A 25734-nucleotide genomic window follows, 5' to 3' on the forward strand; every position below is an offset into this window, starting at 1 on the left:
AAAAAATAACAATGAACACAAATTCAAGATTTAGCAGTGAAACACCCATAACAATAAATAGGGAATATTATGAAACAATCTTATAAAGTTATTATCGCTTCTGGTTTAGCAATATTTACAACACAAGCCCTAGCTAATGACTATAAAACAACAGTGGAATATCGCCATGAATATAAAGATGGCAATAATAAGCATGCTGACAGAGTGAAAATGTTCTTAGATACAGGGAAGAATATCGGCTTTGAATTGGATGCAAGATACAACAATAAAGATCAAGACCAAATGTACGATGAAATGAGTATGAATGGTTCAGAGCTTTCGATTTTCTACTACGATAAAATAGCAGAAAACACAACGGGACTATTGGGTTCATCACTCGATTTTAACCCTGATGGTTTAGTGTATGTTCCATATGTTCGTGTAAACCACTCTTTTGATAATGGATTTAGAGCACAAGCACGTTATAAATGGAAAATCTGGGATTATTCACAAACTAACGCAGCAGGTGAAAAATACACATCAAAAATTCAAGAGTTAGATACATGGCTTGGTTACAACACGGGAAAATGGGATTTCCAATACGAGTTTCAGATTTGGAATGAAACCGATGATGATGCAAAACCTCAATTTGATAATGAAAGCTACGACTATCTCCACAATTTCCGCATCATGTATAGTTTTGTAAACCCTGATGGTACGAAATGGCGCCCATTTGTTGAAGTGGGTAATGTACGCCAAGATAGCTACAGCGATAACCGTCAAACTCGTTACCGTGTTGGTATCAAATACACATGGTAATTATCGACTTAAGTAAACACATAATATATTTGTTTATATAAGCCAATAAAAAAACGGCACTTCTATAATAGAAGTGCCGTTTGATTATTTAATGACTGAATTTATGTTTCTAACGTAAATTACTTAACGCTAGTTACACGGCTAACACGCTCACCAGTAAATGATGCTGAACGAATTTGAACGTCACCAGTTACTTTTGGTTTGTTTGCATTGTCGTATTCAGCCCATGTTTTACCGCCATCTACAGAGTATTGTAGCGTTACACCTGGGAATGAAATGTTCATACTTAGCTCACCGTTCGCAATTTCTGCACCTGGGATTGGTAGACGGTAATCAATACCCGCTCTTTCAAGCTTAGCTAATTCACGTTGACCCATTGTGTTTGCAAATTTAGTCCAATCAGCTAATTGTGCTTTCTTATCTACTAGGTTTGTTTGTAGAGAATACTTAACACCTGCTTTGTATTCATTTTCCCAAGATGCTTCATGCCATGCACGCTCAGCCGCTGCAATAACACGTGGGAACACCATGTATTCATATTGCTCATCAGTACGTACTGTTTCAGACCAAAGTTGAGCAGATAGACCGTAGAAAGGTTTCTTAGGTGTTACTGTACCCGCACTTTCAAAGCCATTACCGTCACGGTCTACTGATGTTTCCGCATTTTGAGGTAAGTTTTCTGGTGCAAAACCAAACATCTTACGAGTGTCTGTTGCACGTGTTGCCCAGTAGTAACCACGCTCTTTTGCATCCACTTCGTATGGGAAATCCATGTAAACGTAATCTGGGTTAGAGATAACTACGTCATAACCTTTTTCAGCCCATTCGTAAGCTGAAGCACCACCGCCCCAGTACAATGTATCCCAGAAGTTAGCACGTACTGATTCCGTTGCGAATGCATCTGCATCTTCAGAGTGTTTTAGACCATCTTGCCATGCTTGGAAGTGTGGGATACCTTGCTTAGCAACGATCTTAGATACTTGCTCTGCGAAGTGGCTTGGTAAATGTTCGAAATCAGCAACTTCACCGCTTGCGATCAGAGACTGACACTGTGGCGATTTTGCAAATGGGAAATCTTGTTTAGATAGATCTAAATCCCCTTTCCATGCAATTTTCTCTTCATCGTTGATGTCTTGGAAACCAGCGTGAAGTTTGATGTTTTTCGCTTCATCACCACCGAAGTGCCATGTTGATAGAGGAACACCTGCCGCTTTATGCATTGCTGCAACTTCTGTGATTACTTTATCTACAAACGTAGCAGATGAATCTAGACATGGGTTGATAAAACTTTGTTTGTTGTAGAACTGAACCGTAGTTACGTTTGATTCATCTTTTGGATCCATCAGACGGTATTGGTTCGCTTCTTCCATCTTACCTTCAGCAGCAAGACGTGCGTAACGCGCTTCCATTGACATAACTGCTGCACGTGAGTGAGCTGGCATATCGATTTCTGGAATCACTTCAATGTTACGGTTTTTCGCGTAAGTTAAGATTTCTAGGTAATCTTCTGTTGTGAAGTAGCCAGAACCAAAGTTATCTGAATCAGCACCAGAACCTAGTTGAGGTAATAGACAAGAGGTTTCTGTCTCATCAAAACAACGATTACCACCAATATCCGTTAGCTCAGGAAGACCAGGGATCTCTAAACGCCAACCTTCATCATCAGTTAAGTGAAGGTGTAGTTTGTTCAGCTTGTATGCCGCCATTTGGTCAACAGTCGCTAGAATTGCTTCTTTTGAGTGGAAGTTACGAGCTACGTCAACCATTACACCACGGTATTCAAAACGTGGAGCATCTTCTACGTTTAACGTTGGGATTTCTGAGTTATCTAAACTTACTAGAGCAAGTAAAGATTGTACGCCGTAGAATGCGCCCGCTTGGTCAAATGCTACAACCGTTGCTTTACCTTCAGTCACATCTAGTTTGTATGCACCAGATACACCGTCTTTAAATTGTTTCTTATCAACAGAAACTGATACTGGGTACTCACCCGCAGTTTCAAGGCCAAGTAGTTCTGCACGTTGATTTAACGCTGCAAGTTGGTCAGCATCAATTCCGTTTGCAGTAATAGAGATACCTTTAGCTAAATCTACCGTTTTGTTCGTTAGTGTTGTTTTTAATGGTGTTGGAATAATGTGACCTGCCACATTCTCTTCAACAACATCGGCGTTCTTCTCAAAACGTGTGTTTGCTGTTGCTACAACGTTATTATCAGCAAGAGTACGTTTTAGTTGAACACCGATGATTTCATCTACGTATTCGCCTGTATCTTCTGTATCTAAAGAAATGATATTACGAGCTTCTGCACCTGGAGCCGTTACAAATGCACCCGGCATAAAGTCAGTTTCAAATAATTGCCAGTATTCAGCGATCAGTGGAATAACCACTTCTTCACCTGCCGCAAAACCATCAAACTTTTCAGTTGGTTCAAGTTTATGCAAATCACCCGTTACGCGAGTAATTTTAAATTGGTCGTTTTCAACATCTAAAATTAAACGGATGCTGTGGAAATAAATTGTCCAATCTTTTGAATCAATAGCTTCACCTGTATTAGTTAACGTCATGTTTACTTTGTTACATGATGCCCACTCAGCTTGAAGCTCTTTACATGCAAGACCGTCATCAGCACCTTGGTTTGTAATAACTGTGTAGTTAATATCTAGGTTTTCAGCTAGTTGATTAACCGCTGACTGCTCAGATGATGTTGATGAACAGCCTGCTAGACCAGCTAGTATTAGGGTTGATAAAAGCGTTTTCTTAAACATGATATACAATTCCATTATGAGTAATTTAATTTCGAATCTGGAATTACAATACGAAACTTTTTTGACTTTACAAATTAAGTAAATTCGCAATTTTGCTCTAAATCACACTTATTTTTATATTTTGCGGTATAAATTATTTTAATGCGATTCACGTCAACTTATAACAGAATGCAATTCCATTTATTTATTAAAGATATAATTATCATTATGTGATTCAAAGCACATTTACTGTTAAGTTGGTAATTATCAATACAAAACTTTACGACAAGCACTGCATATAATTGGTGTTAATAGACTTAATTCACTTTGAAATAAAGTTTTACAACTATATGAAATTTTATTCCAAAACAACTCAATTATATTCATAAATTAATTTAACTCACTCCGTAATCGATTGCCATCTCAATTCAAAAGAAAATAGATGTAAGCGTAACTACTTTAAGAGAGTTACATCACTAAAATAATTTCAATAAATCACTATTATTACTAATTAGCAAACAGACAACACAGGCAAAGTTATGAGCACATTGATTGCAATCGCAATTACTACAGGTATTCTTTCAGGAGTTTGGGGCTGGGTAGCCATAAGCTTAGGTTTATTAAGTTGGGCGGGGTTTTTAGGATGTACTACCTACTTCGCCTCCCCTATTGATGGCATTAAAGGCATTGGATTAAGTATTGCGACTAATTTAAGTGGTGTTTTCTGGGCTATGGTAATCATAAAATTATCATCCATGATGAGCTTAGAGATCATTGGTTATATCATTACTGCCATTGTTGCTTTCTTTATGTGTGCTCAAGCTAAAAAATCATGGCTAAGCTTTATTCCTGGTACATTTATTGGTTCTTGCGCTACTTTTGCTTCCAATGGTAATTGGCAACTTGTTATTCCATCACTAGTTTTGGGTGTTATATTTGCTTATGCGATGAAAACATCTGGTTTATGGCTAAATAAACGCCTAATTGACAAGGTTGTAAATTAGGCGTTTTCTAAACCATAAGCATAATTTAAGTGAAGAGAAGACTCTTCACTTTTCTTCAATAGTACTTCATGTCAAACTAAAATATATAAGCTGCGCCTGAATTTAAACCATTATCATCATAGCTATCACGGGCATCTTTACTGTCTTCACTCTTCGCTCCAACTGCTAATATATTTCCATCTGCCGAGAGAGAAATAACTTCTCCAAAATGATCATCTTCGGTTATGTTTAGCGCTTTAATATAATTTTTCTCAAGCCAAGCAGAACCGTTAAACCGATAAACATAAACGGCACCTGAGTCTAAAGCGGAGTTATCCTGAGCGTTTTCCCAATTACCACTATCTTCTTTTTTAGCTCCTAAAGCGAGAGTCATTCCATCAGATGATAGGGAAATGGAGCCACTGAATTGATCATTTTCGTCTAAATTCGAAGCTTTAATATAACTTTGATTATTCCAATGAGAGCCATCAAAACGATAAATATAAGCTGCACCTGATTTTACAGCATTACCATCTAAGGGATTATGTTGAGCATTACTGTCTTCATTTCTAGATCCTACAGCTAGCGTATTACCATCAGAAGAAAGCGAAACTGAGCTCCCAAAGTAATCGTTTGAATCAATATTAATTGCTTTGATATAGGATTGTTCAACCCAACTCAAATCATGAAAATATCTATAAATATAAACAGCACCTGAATCTTTAGCTGTATTATCTGTTTCATTAGTAGGTAATCTACTATCTTCATAAACAGCAGCAACAGCCAGTGTATTCCCATCAGCAGCTAATGAAAGTGAAGATCCAAACTGATCATTTACATCTATGTTAGACGCTTTAATATACGATTGTTCAATCCAATTCTCTCCATCAAATCGATAAACATAAACAGCTCCAGATGCTGAAGCTGTATTATCTAAACTATTGTTAGCATCTCCGCTATCTTCATATTTTGCTCCTACTGCTAATGTATTTCCATCTGAAGATAATGAAACTATCCCCCCAAAACCATCACCCATTCCTATATGAGATGCTTTAATATAGCTTTGTTCAACCCATGTTGAGCCATCAAACTCAAAAATATAAACAGCACCTGAATCAGTTTGAATATTATTGTCGGCACTATTTATATCACCACTATCTTCTCCTCTTGCTCCAATAGCCAATCTATTACCATCAAATGAAAGTGAAACTGAATTTCCAAAATTATCACCACTTCCTACATTAGATGCCTTAATATAAGCTTGCTCTACCCAACGATCATTCTCAAAGCGATAAATATAAACTGCACCAGATGCATTCCAAGTATTGTCTAGCTTATTATTCACATCTCCGCTGCTTTCATTTAATGCACCAACAGCCAACGTCAGCCCATCAGCTGATAACGAGACAGCTCCTCCAAACTCATCTCCAATACCGATATTAGATGCTTTAATATATGTTACTAATTTCATTATAGATTCAAATGATAGTGATACTTCATTTGATATAACATCATTATCTCCATTAGCAATAACAAAAAAACTAGATGAAAAATTATTTAGTGGTCCATATAAATTTACTGTTAACTCTTGTTCAAAACTTGAACCTAAAAAAGCGCAGTTATTTATTAAATTAATATTTTTTCTACACAGTGTATAACTTGCCGCACCTATGGACTCAGTCCACGAAAACGTGACTAAATGTGGGGCTGAATCATCAACCCGTTCTACTGTCGGTTCCAATAAATTAAAAGATTCAGGTTCACTACCACATCCAATTAACATAATAGTTGCAATAAGTATCAAACTGACAAATGATTTCTTTATCATATAACATCCTAATTAAATATAATTTAAATCACAGAGAATAAAATATTATTACTATAAATTTATTCTAATTTAAATTTACAAATCAATTGATCATTAAATATAACCAACATATAATTCATCAAATCTCCAAGCTATAATGAGCACCAATAAAAAACATAATATATTGTTTTTATTTTTAATAACTTACTTGAGAGATCGTGAAAATTATAATTTACATTCCTTTATAAATAACTAATCTAAGCTAACATGATTAATTAAGTACAGCTAAAGAGTGGAGAACCTAATGTTCGACTTAAATTTATTTCATATTTTCCATGCTGTTTTTTCTACTTCAAGCGTGAGTCATGCAGCCGATAGACTATCAATGACACCTTCAGCTGTAAGCCAAGCACTTAATCGTTTACGTAAAGAAATGGATGATCCTCTTTTTATAAGAGATGGGCGAGGAATAAAACCGACAACTAAAGCTATTGAGCTTCATCGTATTACGATCGCCCCATTTAATGTGTTACTTTCATCAACTGAAAATTCACATCAGTTTATTAAAAATGAAAGTCTACGCACGTTTAGAATATCAAGTCATAATGATATCAATATAATGTTTTTACCTTCACTATTACAAATCTTAAAATCTGAAGCTCCAGGTATTGAAATAACAACAGACACTTCACATAACATTGAAGAAAATAGGTATAATGATTTACGGCATCGTAAAGTAGATTTAATCCTTAGCACCATCGCACCATCAGATCCTAGTTTTAACTACTGCTTATTATTGAAAGAACCTTTAGTCCTCGCATTAAATAAATTTCATCCTAGACTTTCTAATTCAGTAACTATTACAGAATTCTTTAAAGAAGAACATATTCTTTGGCTTACAAAACGCCATAATCTCTCAACTCTCGATTCGTTAAGTAATGAAGATCTATTGCCCATGAGAAAAATAGCTTATCAATCTAACTCTATTGTAGCCTCTTTACATCTGGCAGCTAATAGTGATTGGCTATGTGTATCAAGCAAATGGCATGCTAATAGAATAAAAGAGTTAGGTATAATTAATGTAGTTCCAATTCCTTTTGAAACAAAGCCAATACCGCTCTATGCTTGTTGGCATCATTCCAAGAATAATGATCAAGGTTTACAATGGATCATAAGTAAAATAAAGCAACTAGTAACAGAAAAGAAGTGATTAATATTAGAAATGCAAAAACGCCGCTTGATATAACTATCAAGCGGCGTTCTTAAATGTGGCTCCCTTTGCTGGACTTGAACCAGCGACATACGGATTAACAGTCCGCCGTTCTACCGACTGAACTAAAAGGGAACAGATTGTATCTCATAAAGAGAAAAGATGGTGCCGACTACCGGAGTCGAACTGGTGACCTACTGATTACAAGTCAGTTGCTCTACCTACTGAGCTAAGTCGGCACACTTTATCTTTTTACTATCAAGCTACAAGCTCAACAGTGTAATAGTGGCGGAGGGATAGGGATTTGAACCCTAGAAGGGCTATTAACCCTTGCCGGTTTTCAAGACCGGTGCTTTCGACCACTCAGCCATCCCTCCGCAGGACTATCTGAAGCAATTGCCTCATCAAGTGATGGTGCGCATTATAGAGAAAATGAGATCGGGCGCAAGTGTTTTTTGAAAAAAAATGTTCGTTTGATTAAAAATAAAGCTAAGTGATTAAATTTAAGCAAATTTGAACAAATAACCTTCATTTATCAAATGGTTATTGTTGATACACAATTTCTTCCTTGTTTTTTTGCTTTATATAACTGCTGATCCGTGATTTCTAACAGGTAAGGTATCGGTTGAATTTGTTCTGCATTAATCAAAGTAGCACCAACACTAATACTTATTCTTTTATGAGATGAAAAATCATGAGTGATATTCAAATCATAGATACATTGACGCAGTAATTCAGCAGTTTGTCTTAACTGCTCAAAGTCAGTATCAAATTGAATTAAAATAAACTCTTCTCCACCGTATCGATAAACTCTATCTGTTTTCCTTTGTAAGGTTTTCATTAACGCTTTAGCGACTCTAACAAGCACCTCATCTCCAGCAGAGTGTCCATAGTTATCGTTATAGAGTTTAAAATGGTCAATATCAAACATGATTAGACCAAAATTAGCTTGTAATCGTTGGCTTTCAGCCCATCGATTTTCTAAATCAAAATCAAACATACGACGATTGAGCAAATTAGTTAATCCATCTAAAGATGCATGCTTCTCTAATAAATCGGATTTGAGTTTAAGTGCTAACTGATTACGAATACGTTTTTGTAAGATAACTGAATTAAATGGCTTAGTAATGAAGTCAACCGCTCCGAGATCTAAAGCTCGAATCTCATCTTCTGTAGATTGATTAACAGTAATAACAATAATGGGAATGTCTTTCGTTGTTTCACTATTTTTAAGTTTTTCTATTACCTCAAACCCTCCCATGATAGGCATATGAATATCCAATAACACCAAGTCGATACGCTCTTTATTAATTATATCAATAGCTTCTTGTCCATTTGCAACTGAAATACAAACAAATGATTTTAACAAGCGCTGCAATACAAGCCGACTTACTGGCTCATCTTCCGCTATTAATATTTTGGGTTCAGTTAACATATATCACCTACTTAATACTAAAATCCCTATCGGTATTGGCATCACTATTTTTTACTCAGAAGCTGTAACTTGGCTATCTTATCTTGTAACACCTCTCTTCTAAAAGGCTTCGGTAAATAATCATTCATTCCACAATCAAAGCATTTCTGAATATCATCATCCAAAATAGATGCAGTCAACGCAATAATCGTTGTTGATTCCATTCCTTCGTTTTGTTCTAAAGCGCGAATCGCTTCAGTTGCCTCAAAACCATCCATAATCGGCATCATACAATCCATTAATACCACTAAAATTTCTTCATGATATCTTTTATATAATTCAACCGCCTCGGCGCCATTATTTGCTATTTTATAATCAATACCTAACATTTTTAGATTAATTGAAACAACCTGTTGGTTAATTTTGTTATCTTCAACAATTAACACCATCCCACTGTAATCATCAGGTTCTGCCTTAATGCTATTTCTTTTTTCTACTGGCGTATCTGATTTAATAAAAATAGTTTTCAATAAATTTTCAAAGCGTGCACCTAATAGTGGATAGCTAACATAACCACTAATATTATCTCGTTCTACGTTATCATCTGCGTTATTACGTAGTAAAACGATAGGTAGTTTCGGATGTTTTTCTTTTACGGCATCAATATCATCTAAGAAATGTTCTTTTTCTAAAACGACTAAAGATTTTGATGTTTCTTGAACTTTAATTTCTTCGATAGAATACACTTTTTCAACATGATAACCATATTCAACCATTTCATTAATAAGTAACTCTTTTGGTGATTTGGCACAATAAATTATGGTTTTATTTTTCTGTTTATCTGCATCTATTGAGCTATCAAACATATGATCTTTTTCTAGATTTAGATAAAAATAAAATTCACTACCAACACCTTTACTTGATTTCAGTTTTATTTCGCCTCCCATCATTTTGATCATTTTAGACGAAATCGCCAAACCGAGTCCTGTTCCACCATAATTTTGTGAAGTGTCACTATCTTCTTGTTTAAACTCTTCAAATACTTGTTGCTGCTTGCTTTCATCAATACCAACACCGGTGTCCTTTACTGAAAAATAATATCGGTGATGGTTTTCCATTTCTTCTTCTAAAGATAAAGCAAATGAGATTGACCCTGCTTCGGTAAATTTAATCGCATTTGAAGCTAAATTCATCATAGTTTGCCTGATCTTTTGCTCATCAGCTTTTACGGACGCAGGAAATGGACCTGTCATAAGGATTTTTATTTCTACACCTTTTTGCTGAGCTTTAGGCGCGATCAGTGCTGCTGTATCAAAAATAATTTCTTTTATTTTGCAACTATGAACATTCACATCGAGGTTTCCAGACTCGATCTTCGATAAATCAAGAACATCATTAATCAACATTAAGAGTGTTTGTGACGAAGCATTGATTGTCGCCAAATAGTCCTTTTGAATGGCTGTAAGATTAGATGCTGACATAATTTCTGTCATACCAATAATTCCATTTAGCGGTGTTCTTATTTCATGAGACATGTTAGCAAGAAAGGAACTTTTCGCTTTATTAGCTTTTATTTCTTTATACTGTGAGCGAAGAATTGATTTTTCTAAACGAGTTATCATAATGGTCATAGAAACCAATACAGAAACAATGAGTAAAAACAGCACAGCAGAAAGAATTTGATTATAAAAATATGAATGATTAATTTTTTCGGCTGTTTTTTCAGATACCTTCTCAAACAACGAATTCAAACGATATTCTGCAGTATGAATGTTTTCTCTTAACTCCCCATGTAATCCTAGGCGATGAGTATATCCAGCTACACTATGAATTTTTTGTATATCCTCAAAACTATTTCTAAATAGGAGATAGGCATTTGTTGCCGTCTCATTATCAATACGATCTAATTTTTCTTTCATAATATCTAAAAGCTGAAAAATATTGTTAAGTTCATAGGCTATTTCTGTTTCATTTTTTGCCGCCATTCCACTATAAAAATCATAAACTTGCTCTTGTATCGACAACATTACTTTATTTAAATCTTGATCGCTTAAAGTCAACAATACTTCCTCAAGAGTGATCGATTGATCTTTTAAACTGTCAAATAAACCTCGATTGCTTCCTATACCATTAAGACTTTCTAATATTTCACTTAATTTATGAAATGAAGTTGCATAACTATGAATCGATTGAATTATCTCTAAGCTATTATCTTCTATATCAATTCCTTCTCGAATTAACGTCCGATGAATTTCTATCAACCGTCTCTCAAAATTCTCAACCTCTTTTTCTAATAAATCATGATATTTTTCGCTATTACGGCTAATAAAGTCTTTTTCGTAACGTCTTATCATTAACATATTATTTTTCGCTAATTTTACCTCCAACTCTAGAGCAGTTAATCGTTCTTCATTTTCATGAAACTGATGGTTCATATAAAAATACAAAAGCAATAATGCAGTAATAATTGCGCCAGCTACTTGTAAAAGAGATTTTATAGAAAAAGAGCGGAAGTTTTTCATGCATTATCCTTATAACATTTTCTTTATTAAAAATAGTCTAGGATATTTTTTGTATATAAAAAAACCTCGATCTCTTTAAATATACGATTTAAAGAAGATCGAGGTTTTAACAACCAGTTTAAGTAATAAAGTTAATGATCAACTAGGTTAGATAAATCATCATCTACGTTACTACTTGATTGATTTGATTCAAAACTTGAACTGTCATCCAGAACATCAACACCCACTGATGTGTTATCTTCTTCAGTCCAATCTTGTCCACCGTCACTATCCTCATGACCAACAATAGAAAAAGAGTTATCAGCACTGGTTGTTTGCATTTCATAACTCGAATCAACATCAATAATACTTATCCCAACTAAGCCATCTATTGGATCGTCCATCGCAGTCATGCCAACCATTTCAACACGTACTTCTCCTGAAAAATCATCATCAATCGCAAGAGCTACAGGCTGAAAAATATCACTAACTGCATAACTTCCATTGTCATCACTTAAACCTTGAACTGGCTCAACGCCACTTGGTAATCCATTAATTTGAATATGATTGACTTCTGAGTGCTGAGAAATAGCATCAGGAATATCAATATTAACAATACCGCCAGGAATCGAAGTATAATCATAATTTGAAGATTCAGAGCTCTCTTCTTGCACCATAACTGGATTCGTCTCTATTCTTGCAAACGCCTCAATACGTTCTACTTCTGAAGTTATTTCCACCTGATGCTGCTCACCATTTTCTGTAGTGAAATCAATCACGATATCACCTTCAAAATCTGGGTTTGCCCAAAAACTCCATGTACCATTTTGATTATCAATTAGTGTTCCATTGTCACCTGTGTATACTACACTTGTAACCGCATTATCACTCTCTTTATCATGGTTTCCTTCGTCAAGAGTCCCCAACAAGTCATCACTTGATAATAGCGCATACCCATTATCATCTAAGACAAATGGTGAGCCACTTACCTCATGAGTACCCAACTCTTGAGTTACCGGGTTATCTGCTGGGTCTTCGACTTCATCTAGTGAAACGACCGAAACAGTAACAAAGAAATTACCGTTAAAATCAGCAGGTGGCGTCATTGTCATGTTATCAATATTCCAACTGCTTATATCTATATCTTGCTGCTCTTCGGTAATGAATACAGTATGCTCACCGTCTCCAACTACAAAACCAATTGGATAGCCTGTCATGACCACACTTGTCATAATTTCAGAGGTATCAAGTTGTTCGATATTTAATCCAAAATGACCTGTCGTATCTTCTGGGAATACAAGAGGACCATCAAAGCTGGTTGTAATGACCACACCATCAGCAATAGGGCGTACATAAACATTCATATCCATACTGACATCTGTGGTTCCATCCGTAACCACCACCTGCAACCCTGTCGTTCCAGCAAAATCATCTGTTGGCGTAAATGTCCAAGTACCATCACCATTATCAATGACAGTGCCTTCTGCCTCTTCCCCTTCAGCCGTAACAACTCTTGATATTGTTAATGCACTATCTACGTCGCCAAATAAATTTAATAAATCTGCATTGTTAAACGTTACAGCGCCATCTTCATTCGTTGCTAAGTGAGCATTCCCGTTTTGGAATGGAGCATCATCCACAGGAATAATGTTTAGGTTTACGCTGCCTTCTGTTGATACATGGCCATCACTAACGGCATAAGCGAGTTCGACTTGACCATTAAAATTCTCAGGAACAACAACTTGATATAGCCCATCTTGATTTTGCGTTAACACAGCATGAGATGGTGAACGAACAACTAGACTATCTAGAGTTAAGCTGTCTCCATCTACATCTGTCGCTTGATTAAGGAGGAACTCGGGATCAATTGTAATCACTGCATCTTCATTTGCACTAAGAACTATAGACGGTGCATGTGGAGCATCATTTACTGGAGTTACTGTGAGTTGTAGATTATTGGCTACAGTATGTAGACCATCACTAACATCAAACCCGATCTGTACATCACCATTAAAATTTTCACTTGGCGTAATTGTATAACTGCCATTTTCATTGAGTTCAATCGTAGCGTCACCATTATTTACGATTAAATTATTAGCAATTAATTCGTCACCATTAAGATCACTAGCTGTTGCGAGCAACTCTTCTTGGCTTAATGTAATTGAACCATCTTCAGCAATTACGATCTCTATCGGGCTAACTTCAGGCGCATATTCAATCGCATCAATATGAACAGTGTGCGTTGTTGTTACTGAATCCTGATTTGACTCTTCTGTTGTTGTTGCTTCAATGATTAAGTCAAATTCATCACTAAACCCATCTGGTAATTCAAGAGCAAGAGTTTGATCTAAAATAACTGTAGGAATAATCACCGGTTCATCATTATTTATCTCAATCTCACCACTGTATATAGATTGGTTTACTTCACCTAAATCAATCGTAAACGTGAAATCGTCATAATCCCGATCACCACCACCGTACAAGTCTTCGATACCATAAACTAATTCACCTTCCTCATTCATAGTAGTTCGCGTATGTTCAACACCATCTTGATTTAAATTAACGCTGTTACCACCATGATAAATCGTATCACCATTTTGGCTGCGTACTAGTGTTTCTGTTCCATCAGCATGAACAAATATTAACTGAGGATCCACGGAGTTCATCGTTGCTGGTTCACCATTTGTATCTCTAAATACAAATTCTCCATCCGTCATTGCACCAAAATCGTTATAGTTATATCCATTGGGAACGACAAACAAATTAAAACTCTGTCCGGCTTCAATATCAAAACTAAAAGAAGACTGACCAGGAATTAAATTCCCTCCAGATCCTTGTTGTGATGCATTTTCAAACATCAGCTTAGCTCCAGAGATTGTGCCATCACTCTCTACAATATAATAACCAGCAGAATTCTGGAAACCAGCACCTTCTCCTTCAAAAGTCACTGTGACATTAGTGTCCGCATAACTGATCAAACCATTACTCTGGTCATTGATTACCGCATCACCATCATAATGAATAACACTGCCTTCAGGTGCTCCCCCCATAGTAACAACCATGGTTTCAGATAAGTCTTGATCAACTAATTCAGCTTGTAAATTCAACTCGATAATATTAGCATCATCGCGTATTTCAGCCCCATCATCAATCAACACACCTTCACTATTTGTCACACTTAAACTTGGAGCATCAGCCACAGCTTCTACAGTAAACACTAATGGAAGGGTTATGGTTTCTGTATCTCCATTTTCTTCTTCAACGGATGTTGCTGATACATTTAAATTCACTTCACCATCAAAGTGTTCTGCGGGTAAAAACTCTAATGTATCGAGAGACCATTGATTCACATCTATGCTATTTTCATCAGCCGTTGCTATAAAAGTATTTGTACCATCACTTAATGTAGCTCCCTCTGGGACATCATCAATAATAAGTGATTGTAAGCTTTCCGAACCATCGATATCAGTTAATAGCGCTTTAATATTAATACTGATACTTTGGTCTTCTGTCGGTACCTCAATAATTTTAATCTTATCTAAAATACCACCTAGACTGTCGCTTCCTGGTGCATCAAACTCTAATCGAGGATTATCTGTTGTAGCAGTTAATTCATAATTATATGTGTGCCACCCAACTGTAGGCTGAGTAATGCTTTCAATTAACTCTCCTTCAAAGTACACATCAATTTGTGAACCTTCACCTACATAACCGGCGCGTGCTGAATAATCAAAACTAAGAGAAATCTTATCTCCAACTTGAATATCAAGATCTTGATAAAGATTAGATTCATCTCCTCTATTTGCTTCTAATTCAATGACTCGTCCGCGTCCATCATCAACACCGGTATAAACTGACTCTTGATGTGTTTCAATTACACCACCTACATTATCAGTGCTCCATTGAGCCAGAATATCAGCAATACTATTGTCATCTTCGGCTGGAAAATCAGTAATTGACGCTTCACCTAAAGAGAGTGTTAAGGAAGGAGCATCTGCATTAGGCGTAATACTAATAATAGAAGCAAAATCAACTACGACCGTCCCATCAGTAATACTAACGGTTAAATCAACATAACCACTTTCATTCAAAACTGGCGTATATAACCAATCGCCATTTTCATCTTGTACTATGCTGCCTTTATCCGGCTCTACCGTAATCCCTACAATAGAAAGTTGGTCACCATCAACATCTGAAGCATTCTCTAATAATTGCGCTTTAGTGATTAAGATAGAATTATCTTCATTTATTATAAAGTGAGACTCAGTGAATATCGGCGCATCATTAACGGCTTCAACAATAACATTAATGTCGCTAGTAACGCTCTCACTTCCATCTGTTACGGTATAAGTAAAATCTAGAGAACCATTAAAGTTTTCGTTTGGCGTAAAAGTATGCGTGCCGTCACCATTAGATTCCAATTGACCATGGTTTCCATCATATACAACGGATTCAACTTCAAGTTCATCGCCATCAGCATCGAACGAGCCACTCAATAACTGCTCATCGGTTATAACAAGCACACCATCTTCATTTAACGAGAACACCTTACTCTCAAGCACTGCTACATCATTTACTGCATTAACAGTTAAATCAATTCCTGCAGCTACAACATCAATACCATCACTCACATCAAATTGAATAGCTAACTGACCGTTAAAGTTCTCATCTGGTGTAATCGTAAAAGATCCATCTTCATTTGCTTCAATCACAGCATGACCATCAACAATTAGATTAGATGCTGTCAATTGATCCCCGTCCACATCTATCGCATGCTTTAACAGCTGTTCTTGAGTTAACGTTATTGCACCATCTTCATCAATAGTTAGCTCAAGGTTACTTGTAATAATTGGGGCATCTTGTTGAGGTATGACATTAAGAGAAACAGTTGCTGAATCAAATGACCCATTCCCATCAGTAACGATATAATGAAACTCAGCCTCACCGGAGTAATTAGGATCTGGCGTATAAATTACCTGACCATTTTCATTAAGGCTTACTTCTCCATGAGAGTTATCGGTTGTATGTACTTCTACAATAGTTAAGGTATCCCCGTCGGCATCGGTATCGTTAACAAGTAGATCACTGGCATTAAGTACCAATTGGCCATCTTCTAAAACTTCAATTGGCGTTGATACTATTCCTTCATCAATATTAATTAACTCTTCTGTCACATCCATAGGCAGATGAGCTGTATTAAAATTCAGATCTAACGTCAATTCACTATTTGTTTCGCTTCCATCTGGCTGAATAGTCACGAGTTGAAGATGTTCAGATAATGTTCTGGACACTGTCATATTTTGAACAACATAAGTACCTCCACCTCCTGTTGTCCCTAATTCAAAATGGTGAACCGGTTGATCTGTGGTAAAAGAATAAAGATCTTGATATTCACCCGATTCTCGATAACCTCCCTGAGAATCGATTTGATTACCTTCTGCATCATAAGCTGTGATAATAACTTCTGTTGCTCTTGGATGAGATTCATCAAACCACCCACCAAGACCGTCTAACTGAAAAGTAATTTGGTTAACCTCTTCACCTTCAATCGTAACGATTAACTGGTCATCATCTGATAGACCATGACGATCTTGATCACCAATACCAGCACCAACTGAACTACCAGCTCCATTCCACGCAAATAGTTCCCCATTAGTCACTTCTGTTGTAATCGTAACGTCATCTTTTATAAACGTTGCGGTATTTCCATCAACAATACCCCAATCAGAAGCTTTTGCCACGCCATCAAAAATAAGCGTATTAGGATCACTATCAAAACTACCAACTTGTATATCACAAGTTGCCGATTGAACATCTGTGGCATTTGGTACAAATTGAATCTCAGTATCTGCTGAGTATTCTTGTCCAACAACCATTTCAACCCATTCGTATTCTTCATTTAAGTATTCTAATGTCCCATGCTCTGGTGCTGAATCAAGTCGAATTAACGGCTCAGCACCAGCTAACTCAAAATCATCAGTAGCAATTACAGGATCATTAATTGATATTATTTGAATATTTGCGGTTGTCGAAGCTGATGCACCTTCTTCATCAACTATCACCACATCAAAAGCTAATTCACCATAATAATTAGGGTTTGGGGTAAATGAATACGTCCCATTTGAATTTTCAACTAACTCACCTTCAAACCCAGGATAAGAAACGGATTGAACATACACTTCCCCTTCAACATCACTAGAGTTAGCTAACAATTGCTCTTTTGTAAAAGTAAGTACGTGATCTTCATCAACCTGATATGACGTTGCTCCAGCTACTGGAATATCATTCACACCTTCGATAAGTAGTTCAATATTCGCATCAACCGTTAACTCACTATCTGACACGGTAAAACCTAAATCCACATGCCCATTAAAATTCTCATTTGGTGCGAAAGAAAAACTACCGTCTGGATTTTCCGATAAAACCCCATCAGTCCCAGTGTAGGTAACCGTATCAATATGGAGAGTCTCACTATCAATATCTTTCGCTCCAACTAATAATTCTTCGGCAGTAAATGTAATGACCCCGTCTTCTAACATAGTAAATAGTTTGTCTACTGCCGTGGGCGCATCATTAACAGGTGATACATTTACTGCAAATGTAAGAGTATCGACTGTTGTATCTGAATGTTCTAACTCATCAGAAAAAATAGAACGTTCAGGTTCAACGCTGACTTCGAAGGCTTGAGTATCAATCACCTCATCACTTACCGCACCTCCAACTGCCCCCTCTAAAATAGAGCTAGTTGGCAACGATTCATTTTCCTCATGTTGAATATTATTGCCGCCCTCAGCAGTAACTGAGTCACTATTATGCCCACCGACATCTTGATGCTCCGTCGAATTTGGCACACTAACATTGCTATCACCACCATTATCTTTATCTGCTATTTCACTTGAAACCACATTAGAGCTAGCGTCTGTTTCTTCACCTTCGTTTCTATTTTCACTGATTCTCTCACTATTTATTTCATTGTTCTCTTCAGCTTCTTCTGTAGTTGTCTGCTTATCTTCATTTTGCCCTGAAGAGTTATCTTCTGATGCTATTGGTGCAATAGAATCCGCTCCCGTTGCGACAGTATTTGCAGTAGTCGATTGTTGATTATGCTGATTCCCTGTAAGCGCTTCCGAAGAAGAACGGCTATCCTCAGTCACAACTTGTTCAACTGCATCATTTAGATCATTATTTTCATTATTATTTCCAGTAGCCATATGTTGCTCCTTGTCACTAGTCACTGACTAAAACACACCAATAAAGAGTATGAAGTTCATAACTGAGCATAGGAAAGTAAATCAAGAAAACCAAAGTTACTGATTTATTCTGGATAATAAAAACATCTATCCTATAGTAAGAATATGTATTGAATTAATAGGTTAGTGATTGTGATTAATATAGATATGTTAAACGAAATGTTTGGTGGTGATGAAGAGATCACTCAACAATTGTTTGAGCTTTACCTAGCTGAAAACTCAGAAATTGGTAATGTCATTTTACAGCATTATGAAACCAATGATTTATCTACACTATTTCATACCGTTCATACACTTTCAGGAGCACTCGGCAATCTTTGTGAAATGAATATTCTTCCTTTAATTAAAGAGATTGAAGCCTCTGCTAAAGTGGGCAATACCCCTGAAAAAGATACGATAGACGCAGTAATCAATGGATTAGATGAGATAAAACAGCAAATGGAAGTCTACCTATCAGCTCAATAACAACGTAGAACATGCATTATAATATGTAAATCAAGGATGAATATATTCATGGGTAATTTAAATAAAATTATTGAGAGTTCCATTAATAAAACTCATACTGACCAAACTAACAGTACGAATGAACATATTAATAAAGTCACTACTCATAAGATATTTATTATTCTATTTTTGTTTGGCTTATTTATCCTTATTTGGTCTTCTCAAGCAAGTATTGACATTACTGTATCGACAAGAGGCGAAGCTTTACTTGATTCAGACGTTGAAAAAGTACAGCACCTTGAAGGCGGTATTTTAAATGAAGTTTATGTATCACCGGGAGAGCTCGTTTTCAAAGGTCAAAAAATAGCCCAATTAACCTCACAAGACCGCGTTTCTGAACTAAATTCGACTCAACACGAAATTACTGAGTTACAAATAGAACAACTAAAATACAACGCACTAATTAAAAATAGCTTACCTGACTTTAGCGCTTATAGTCATTCCCCAGAATTAGTTAAAGCACACTCATTATCATGGGAAGAAGAAGATAATCGTAATCGCTCTAATGACGAACTTATCCTGCATGACATTACGCACAAACAAAGCTTAATATCATCGATGCAACGTCGAGTTAAGTCATCAAATGCCCAACTTGGATTAATCAAAGAACAATTAAAAATAAAACAACAATTGTATGATGAAGACATGGCGTCTTATGTTGATGTACTTAATATGAAAGTACAACATATGAATATGGTCAGAGAAATAGAAAACCTACAAGAAGCAATACTCACAGAGAGATTTCAATTAACTCGTCTCGAAAAATTATTAGAAGATACAAGAAAAACCCGCAGAACAGAGTATTACTCAACTCTTACCGATATAAATAAAGCATTAACAATCAAGCTCACTCAACTACCCACACTCTCTGATAAAGTGGATAGATTATTGGTTTTTTCTCCCGTCGATGGGACTGTTGATAAAGTAAACTACAACTATCTCTCTGCAGTTATCTCTCCAGGAGACAGTATTGCTGATATCACCCCATTAAAAAACAAACTACATGCAGAAGTAAAAATCCCTCGTAAAGATGTTGGTTTTATCGAAAAAGGACAAGAGGTTAAATTGAAATTCGATGCTTACAACTTTGCAAAATATGGCGTAATTACAGGAAATATATCGTCAATATCAAGAAGCTCTTATGAAGAAAAAGAAGAAGAATATTATCTAGCTAAAATTGATATTTCACAGAATTATTTAGAGCGAAATGGCATTAAATATCATATATCCCCTTATATGGAATTCACTGCTGATATAAAAACGGGAAGTCGAAAAATCATCGATTATGCATTAAAACCGGTGATGGCTGCTTTAGATGAATCTTTTGATGAAAGGTAATGAATTATGAAACAATTTTTCCGACCTAATGCCCCTATTGTTCATGTCCTTTTCTTTACCACCTTAGGAATTATTTTATCCCAAGGCGCTTACTCTCTATATGAAGTTTTATCTGCAACAGATAATAAAGAAAGACAAACTCAAGTTTTATTAGTAAATAAATCAAGGGATATACTGAGCGATATTAGTCGATTAAATGCCACATTAGAAGTGTGCACCAAAACAGATTCAACTTGTAGCAATGCTCAAGTACAACTCTTTACGAATGAACTATCACAACAAATTGATCACTTCCATGCACTCATATCCAATGAGAAATCGTTGGCTTCATCAAGTGGTATTCTCGGTTTTGATTTAATCCAACTATATATAAAGAAATACAATAGAACCTTTGATTTAAATGAGCTCAAAAACTCTCTGAGTACAGCATTCAATAACAGCACATCTATTATTGATAATTTATTATTAAACCACACCCGACTCAATCAAGAAAAGCAAAACAACCATCTCTATATTTTATTAATGTTAAATGGCAGCTTAATTCTAGTATTCATGCTTTATTATCTTTTCAATACAAAATTATTACAGATCGTTCAGGCTGAAAAAAAACAAATTTCAGATACCTTTAAGAGCATCTCTAATGACCTAAAAAGTATCGATCATCGTAAAGTAAAAGAACGAATGACAGATATCTCGACTAATAGTATTGAAAAAACATTTATGCCAAACTACTGTCGAGTTATGAGCAACTAGAAGCTCAAAAATCAAAAACAGATTTATATCAACGGTTATACAATTTATTAGGGTATGAAGTCAGAGGTATTACTAATACTATTCAAGGAGGAGTAAAACTACTCATTAAAGATACAAATGAAAGTGGTGCTCTGCTAGCTAAAGAAATCATGTCTGCAACCAATACTCTTGAAAACTTAGCAGATAATTTTAATCGTCTTTCAAATATAGAGGCAATGAGCCACAATAAGACGATTAACTTTGACCATTTAATAAGTGAATTAATTGTTTTAACGTCAACAAAAGCAAAGCAGCAATCCAAACATATTGAGTGCTTTGTTGATAATGCAATCCCTCTAAAAATGCATGGTAATCAGACTGGCCTATTTTGGTTGTTGTTATTACAGGTATCAAATGCACTCTCAATTTCAACTCAAAAGAAAGTATTGTTAACAACCACATGTACGAGTTCTGACCGTGTAGATAAGCTAACCATACATTTGAATTTATTCTTATATTTAGATAATTATAAATCAATTCAACAAATTGAGAGCCTTCAATGGGAAAATGCACCAAAAAGAAATGTAACGAATGATGAGCTTGCCAATAATTTATTAAATGGGATACATAACTATACTGCGGAAACTCAAGACCTTGGGTATGCTGAAAAGCTAACCATATCTTTTGACGTCAATACATCAGAATATCAAACACACAATAACCGTCTAGCAGGGAGAACGATACTTTTATGTGGCACATCAGCCATGCAAGTTGATGTGATAGCAAAGACATTAACCAATCAGGGGGCGAATGTACTTCATGCTCATACCGCTAATGATATATTTAAGTCAATGAAGCAATTAAAAGCTAATGATGGCATTTTCTTAACAGATAATATTAAAGGCATTACTTTAGATTCATTTTGTAAAACACTAAAAGCACGCTTATCAAAGAGAAATATTAAACTCTTTTTATCTGTTTCAAATTCTGCAGACATCGATGATATATACAAACATGTAGATTATGTATTTTATCATCCTTTTACCCCTATTGACTTCATTGATAATATTGTTAATACCTTAGAAAGCAATTCTGATAAACCAGAAGAGCTCAACAGTCGATTCCTTATTGTAGAGGATGATAAAGTTCAACAATTCATCCTAAACAAAATTTTAAGCGATTTTGAATTTAGTGCCGAAGGTGTTGATGACGGTTCGAAAGCTCTCTCCTTAATTCAAGAAAACGACTTCGATATCATTTTTATGGATTGTATTATGCCAGGAATGGGAGGCATGGAAGCAACCGCGCTTATTCGTCAATATGAGAAGGAGCATGCTTTACCTCCAACAACCATCATTGGCGCAACAGCATTAACCAGTAATAAAGAACATAAACAATGTATTGATGCAGGAATGGATTACGTCATTAGTAAACCATACAAAAATGAAGAAATTTACTCTGTCATTAAAAAATACATGGCGATAAGGAAAGTAGGTTAATGGCAAAAATACCCAATAATTATCTTTTCCTCATGCTTTCATTAGTATCAGCAATCACCCCTACAATAAGTCAAGGAAGTGAGCTCTCTGCATTAATTAGTGAAGCATTAGAAAATAACTATCAGATAATTAACTCTAAATATGAAGTTCTGTCTTCAGAGTTTGATCGAGATATCAGCAGTGCTTTCTTTTACCCTACGATAAATGCAAGTGCTAATACGACATGGAATGATACTAAAGTCAGATCTCAAGCACCTTCAGACAGTGAGTATAATAGCTATGGCTATCGGTTATCGGTATCACAAACCATTTTAGATATGTCGAAGATTCGTTCATATCAAGAAAGTGGTATTGATTTACAAATCAATAAATTAAAACATGACAAACTTGTAAATGACATCATTATCCAGGTCGTTGACAATTATTTTTCCTATTTAAAATATCACTCTCAAAAAAAAGCAACTGATGCTCAATACCGTTCTTCAGAAGCACGCTTCAAACAAATCAGTCGAAATAATGAGCTTGGTAATCTACCTAAAACCGATGTTTATGAGGCAAGAGCTCAAAAAGAATCAACGTCTAAAAAACAGGCTGATATAGAAAAAAGAATTAAGCTTGCTTTACTTCAATTACAATCGACTACCCAAACAGCAATAAGACCGTCTTACGATGTTCGGCTTAATAATACCTATACTGAAATCGATTATTATGAAAAAAGTACATTAGAAAAAAATCTAATTGAAAGTAATTATGAAATTACTATCGCAAAATCCAATTTAGACAAGTCCAAAAGAGCACTTACTCAATCTCGCTCTGATTTTTATCCTACATTATCAGCTTCTGCTAACTATGAGTATACTGACAGTAATTTTGATAGTTCTAAAACAGATGATACTACTTATGCATTAACACTTGATATTCCAATTATTAATGGTGGCTCTGACTATTATGACTATCAAAAAAGTAAAACAAGAATAAATCAATTTGCTTCTCAATACGATCAAGCTATTAATGATAATCAGGTAAATTTCGAAGAATTAATTTATAGCATAAATACTAATGTTGAATCACTCAGCATTCTTCGAACCGTTATATTTTCTAATTACTTAGTATATAAAGGAAATCAAAAAGCATACAAGTTAGGAACAAAAACATTAACCGACTTGCTAAATTCAGAATCTGATTTATATGACAACATTCGTGAGTACCATTCAAATCAATATGATTACATTATTAATATGACAAAACTTTATGCCCTTTTTGGCGCTATTGATCTAGTCACTCTTGAAGAAATATCAAATAGAATGGAGCCTATCAGCGACACTTTTGATATCGCGCTTTTAGAAAATTTCACTTCAAAAGGAGCTAAGTAATGAACAAACTCCATTATTTACCTCGATTAGGGCTATTTGATACCTGTTTTTTAATTGCATCAAGCATAACCACAACCCTACTAGGATTAGTTCTACCTTTTTCAATTCTCATTATTTTTGACCGCATTTTACCAAACAATTCAAGTTCATCTCTTTATTTTATTTTTGCCATTATTTTGTTCGCTATTTTCCTTGATTACAAAGTGAAAAACTTAGAAGAAACAATGGTATCTCGAATTAGTAATCAATTTGAAAAGAAAATCACAAATCAATTATTCCAAGCAATCTGTCATTCTAATCCTTCCCAATTTACACAACTAGAAACAGGCGAATATCTAGAAAGATTAACGACGATTCCTGGTTTAAAATCATTCTTCAGCGGTGACCTTATTCACGCTACGATTAATTCTTTTACCTGTTTAATTACTTTACTCATTATTACTTTAATAAACCCAACTGCGGGGTTAGTTCTTATTGCGGCCTCTTGCTTACTACTTTTAATTTCACTGCATCTATCCAAAACAAAAGTCGCATTAATGGAGAAAAAATCTGATATTGAAGGGGTAACCAATTCAAAAGTTATCGAAATCATATCTTATCCACTTGACATAAAAAGTCGTTCTATGGAGTACCGAGTTGAAAACTTAATGGAAACGATGATTAAACAGAGAGAGCACCACACAGCTGAATTTGAAAAACAAGAATCTAATTTCAATCTTACATTACATCTAACACAACAACTGGCCGTTATTTTTACAGTAGTAAGCAGTGCCATTGCTGTTATTAACTTAGAAATAAGCCAAGGGGTAATGGCAGCTATTATTCTTTTAACTAATCGATATTTTTCACCATATCAACAAACTATGCGAACAATCAGCCAATGGCGAGTAAATAAGAGCTACATACAGCGCCTTAACGATATTTTAGCTATGGAAGAAGCTTATCATCATAATTCAGCACCTCAGGCAACACCACGTGTATTAAGTTATCACGGAACAAAAAGCTATCACTTTAACGCTGAGAAAATCTCCATTGTGACTGGTCCTTCTGGTGCAGGTAAATCAACGATTGTTAAAGCATTTACAACTAAACCCTCACTTCAGGAAGTCAATGTATCCGTCAACGGGGTTCAACAAAATAACTATTACCAATCAACAACATTAGATAACATTGTTCTTATTGATAAACACAGTACATTTGTTGATGGTACTATAATTGATAACATCACATGCTTCCGCCCTCAGCTACACAAAGCCGCCTATTCTCTTTGCGAAGCACTCGCAATTAAAACGGATATTGATGACCTTAAACTAGGATTTTATACTGATATTACAACCTCGGGAATCAAACCATTTTCACGAAAAATACACTTTGCTTTATTGATTGTCAGGGCCTTATTAAGTAATAAAAAAATCATAATTATTGATGATTTTGATCTTGTTTTTGATGATGAATTTAGTCTAAACCTACTGTCATGCCTTCGCCCTAGAATTCAATCTTATCTCTTTATTATTGTCAGTAATAAAATCAAAGATAGTGACATCAAAATTCAACATACCCCTATCAATGAGGTTGCTTAAT

14 protein-coding genes and 3 tRNA genes are annotated in these 25734 nt (G+C 35.4%); 9 read left to right on the forward strand and 8 right to left on the reverse strand.

What is annotated here, in order from left to right; all coding sequences use genetic code 11:
* Positions 1-69 precede the first annotated feature (69 nt).
* On the forward strand, positions 70-798 hold the full coding sequence (locus AAFX60_019765) for an oligogalacturonate-specific porin KdgM family protein (protein ID XDF79378.1): 729 nt from the start codon (positions 70-72) through the stop codon (positions 796-798).
* A 119-nt stretch (positions 799-917) separates the two neighbouring features.
* Here the strand turns inward: AAFX60_019765 and AAFX60_019770 are convergent, their stop codons facing one another.
* The gene (locus AAFX60_019770) at positions 918-3563 is read right to left on the reverse strand and encodes a beta-N-acetylhexosaminidase (protein XDF79379.1); all 2646 of its coding nucleotides are present in this window, start codon (positions 3561-3563) and stop codon (positions 918-920) included.
* Positions 3564-4081: 518 nt separating this feature from the next.
* On the opposite strand from AAFX60_019770, the gene AAFX60_019775 reads away from it, so the two are divergent.
* Entirely contained in the window at positions 4082-4546 is a 465-nt protein-coding gene (locus AAFX60_019775) for a DUF1097 domain-containing protein (GenBank protein XDF79380.1), read from the forward strand.
* Positions 4547-4622: 76 nt separating this feature from the next.
* Here AAFX60_019775 and AAFX60_019780 read toward each other — a convergent pair whose 3' ends face one another.
* Positions 4623-6353, reverse strand: a complete 1731-nt coding sequence (locus tag AAFX60_019780; protein ID XDF79381.1) for a hypothetical protein — start codon at positions 6351-6353, stop codon at positions 4623-4625.
* A gap of 283 nt (positions 6354-6636) precedes the next feature.
* Here AAFX60_019780 and AAFX60_019785 point away from each other — a divergent pair, with 283 nt between their 5' ends.
* Entirely contained in the window at positions 6637-7542 is a 906-nt protein-coding gene (locus AAFX60_019785; protein ID XDF79382.1) for a LysR family transcriptional regulator, read from the forward strand.
* Positions 7543-7601: 59 nt separating this feature from the next.
* On the opposite strand, the gene AAFX60_019790 is transcribed toward AAFX60_019785, so the two are convergent.
* The 6 genes from AAFX60_019790 to AAFX60_019815 all read right to left on the reverse strand — a co-directional run bounded on the left by AAFX60_019790 (position 7602) and on the right by AAFX60_019815 (position 18668).
* Positions 7602-7677, reverse strand: a tRNA-Asn gene (locus AAFX60_019790).
* Between the two features lie 28 nt (positions 7678-7705).
* Positions 7706-7781: transfer RNA gene (locus AAFX60_019795), tRNA-Thr, on the reverse strand.
* A gap of 47 nt (positions 7782-7828) precedes the next feature.
* Positions 7829-7919 (reverse strand) — tRNA-Ser (locus AAFX60_019800).
* 158 nt (positions 7920-8077) lie between these two features.
* Complete coding sequence (locus AAFX60_019805; protein ID XDF79383.1) at positions 8078-8977, reverse strand: diguanylate cyclase; 900 nt, start codon at positions 8975-8977, stop codon at positions 8078-8080.
* Positions 8978-9021: 44 nt separating this feature from the next.
* The gene (locus AAFX60_019810; protein ID XDF79384.1) at positions 9022-11478 is read right to left on the reverse strand and encodes an ATP-binding protein; all 2457 of its coding nucleotides are present in this window, start codon (positions 11476-11478) and stop codon (positions 9022-9024) included.
* 131 nt (positions 11479-11609) lie between these two features.
* Positions 11610-18668, reverse strand: coding sequence for a tandem-95 repeat protein (locus AAFX60_019815; GenBank protein ID XDF79385.1), 7059 nt, complete (start codon positions 18666-18668; stop codon positions 11610-11612).
* Between the two features lie 171 nt (positions 18669-18839).
* Here AAFX60_019815 and AAFX60_019820 point away from each other — a divergent pair, with 171 nt between their 5' ends.
* The 6 genes from AAFX60_019820 (at position 18840) to AAFX60_019845 (ending at position 25733) form a co-directional block, all read left to right on the forward strand.
* Positions 18840-19172 carry an Hpt domain-containing protein gene (locus AAFX60_019820; protein XDF79386.1) on the forward strand — a complete coding sequence of 111 codons (333 nt, stop codon included), beginning with the start codon at positions 18840-18842 and terminating at the stop codon, positions 19170-19172.
* Positions 19173-19220: 48 nt separating this feature from the next.
* Positions 19221-20549, forward strand: coding sequence for an HlyD family type I secretion periplasmic adaptor subunit (locus tag AAFX60_019825; protein XDF79387.1), 1329 nt, complete (start codon positions 19221-19223; stop codon positions 20547-20549).
* 6 nt (positions 20550-20555) lie between these two features.
* A complete protein-coding gene (locus AAFX60_019830; GenBank protein XDF79388.1) occupies positions 20556-21302 on the forward strand; it encodes a hypothetical protein in 747 nt (248 codons plus the stop codon).
* Between the two features lie 149 nt (positions 21303-21451).
* Positions 21452-22780, forward strand: a complete 1329-nt coding sequence (locus tag AAFX60_019835) for a response regulator (protein XDF79389.1) — start codon at positions 21452-21454, stop codon at positions 22778-22780.
* Positions 22780-24153, forward strand: a complete 1374-nt coding sequence (locus AAFX60_019840; protein XDF79390.1) for a TolC family protein — start codon at positions 22780-22782, stop codon at positions 24151-24153. The genes AAFX60_019835 and AAFX60_019840 overlap by 1 nt, the downstream gene beginning before the upstream one ends.
* Positions 24153-25733, forward strand: coding sequence for an ABC transporter transmembrane domain-containing protein (locus tag AAFX60_019845; protein ID XDF79391.1), 1581 nt, complete (start codon positions 24153-24155; stop codon positions 25731-25733). The genes AAFX60_019840 and AAFX60_019845 overlap by 1 nt, the downstream gene beginning before the upstream one ends.
* The last annotated feature ends 1 nt before the right edge of the window (position 25734 follow it).

It is taken from the genome of Aliivibrio fischeri (assembly GCA_038993745.2).
GTDB lineage: Bacteria > Pseudomonadota > Gammaproteobacteria > Enterobacterales > Vibrionaceae > Aliivibrio > Aliivibrio fischeri_B.

Bases quoted from the DNA above. Each gene is read 5' to 3' on its own strand.
- AAFX60_019765 (XDF79378.1), top strand. From the start codon at position 70: ATGAAACAATCTTATAAAGTTATTATCGCTTCTGGTTTAGCAATATTT.
- AAFX60_019770 (XDF79379.1), bottom strand. From the start codon at position 3,563: ATGTTTAAGAAAACGCTTTTATCAACCCTAATACTAGCTGGTCTAGCA.
- AAFX60_019775 (XDF79380.1), top strand. From the start codon at position 4,082: ATGAGCACATTGATTGCAATCGCAATTACTACAGGTATTCTTTCAGGA.
- AAFX60_019780 (XDF79381.1), bottom strand. From the start codon at position 6,353: ATGATAAAGAAATCATTTGTCAGTTTGATACTTATTGCAACTATTATG.
- AAFX60_019785 (XDF79382.1), top strand. From the start codon at position 6,637: ATGTTCGACTTAAATTTATTTCATATTTTCCATGCTGTTTTTTCTACT.
- AAFX60_019805 (XDF79383.1), bottom strand. From the start codon at position 8,977: ATGTTAACTGAACCCAAAATATTAATAGCGGAAGATGAGCCAGTAAGT.
- AAFX60_019810 (XDF79384.1), bottom strand. From the start codon at position 11,478: ATGAAAAACTTCCGCTCTTTTTCTATAAAATCTCTTTTACAAGTAGCT.
- AAFX60_019815 (XDF79385.1), bottom strand. From the start codon at position 18,668: ATGGCTACTGGAAATAATAATGAAAATAATGATCTAAATGATGCAGTT.
- AAFX60_019825 (XDF79387.1), top strand. From the start codon at position 19,221: ATGGGTAATTTAAATAAAATTATTGAGAGTTCCATTAATAAAACTCAT.
- AAFX60_019830 (XDF79388.1), top strand. From the start codon at position 20,556: ATGAAACAATTTTTCCGACCTAATGCCCCTATTGTTCATGTCCTTTTC.
- AAFX60_019835 (XDF79389.1), top strand. From the start codon at position 21,452: ATGTCTGCAACCAATACTCTTGAAAACTTAGCAGATAATTTTAATCGT.
- AAFX60_019840 (XDF79390.1), top strand. From the start codon at position 22,780: ATGGCAAAAATACCCAATAATTATCTTTTCCTCATGCTTTCATTAGTA.
- AAFX60_019845 (XDF79391.1), top strand. From the start codon at position 24,153: ATGAACAAACTCCATTATTTACCTCGATTAGGGCTATTTGATACCTGT.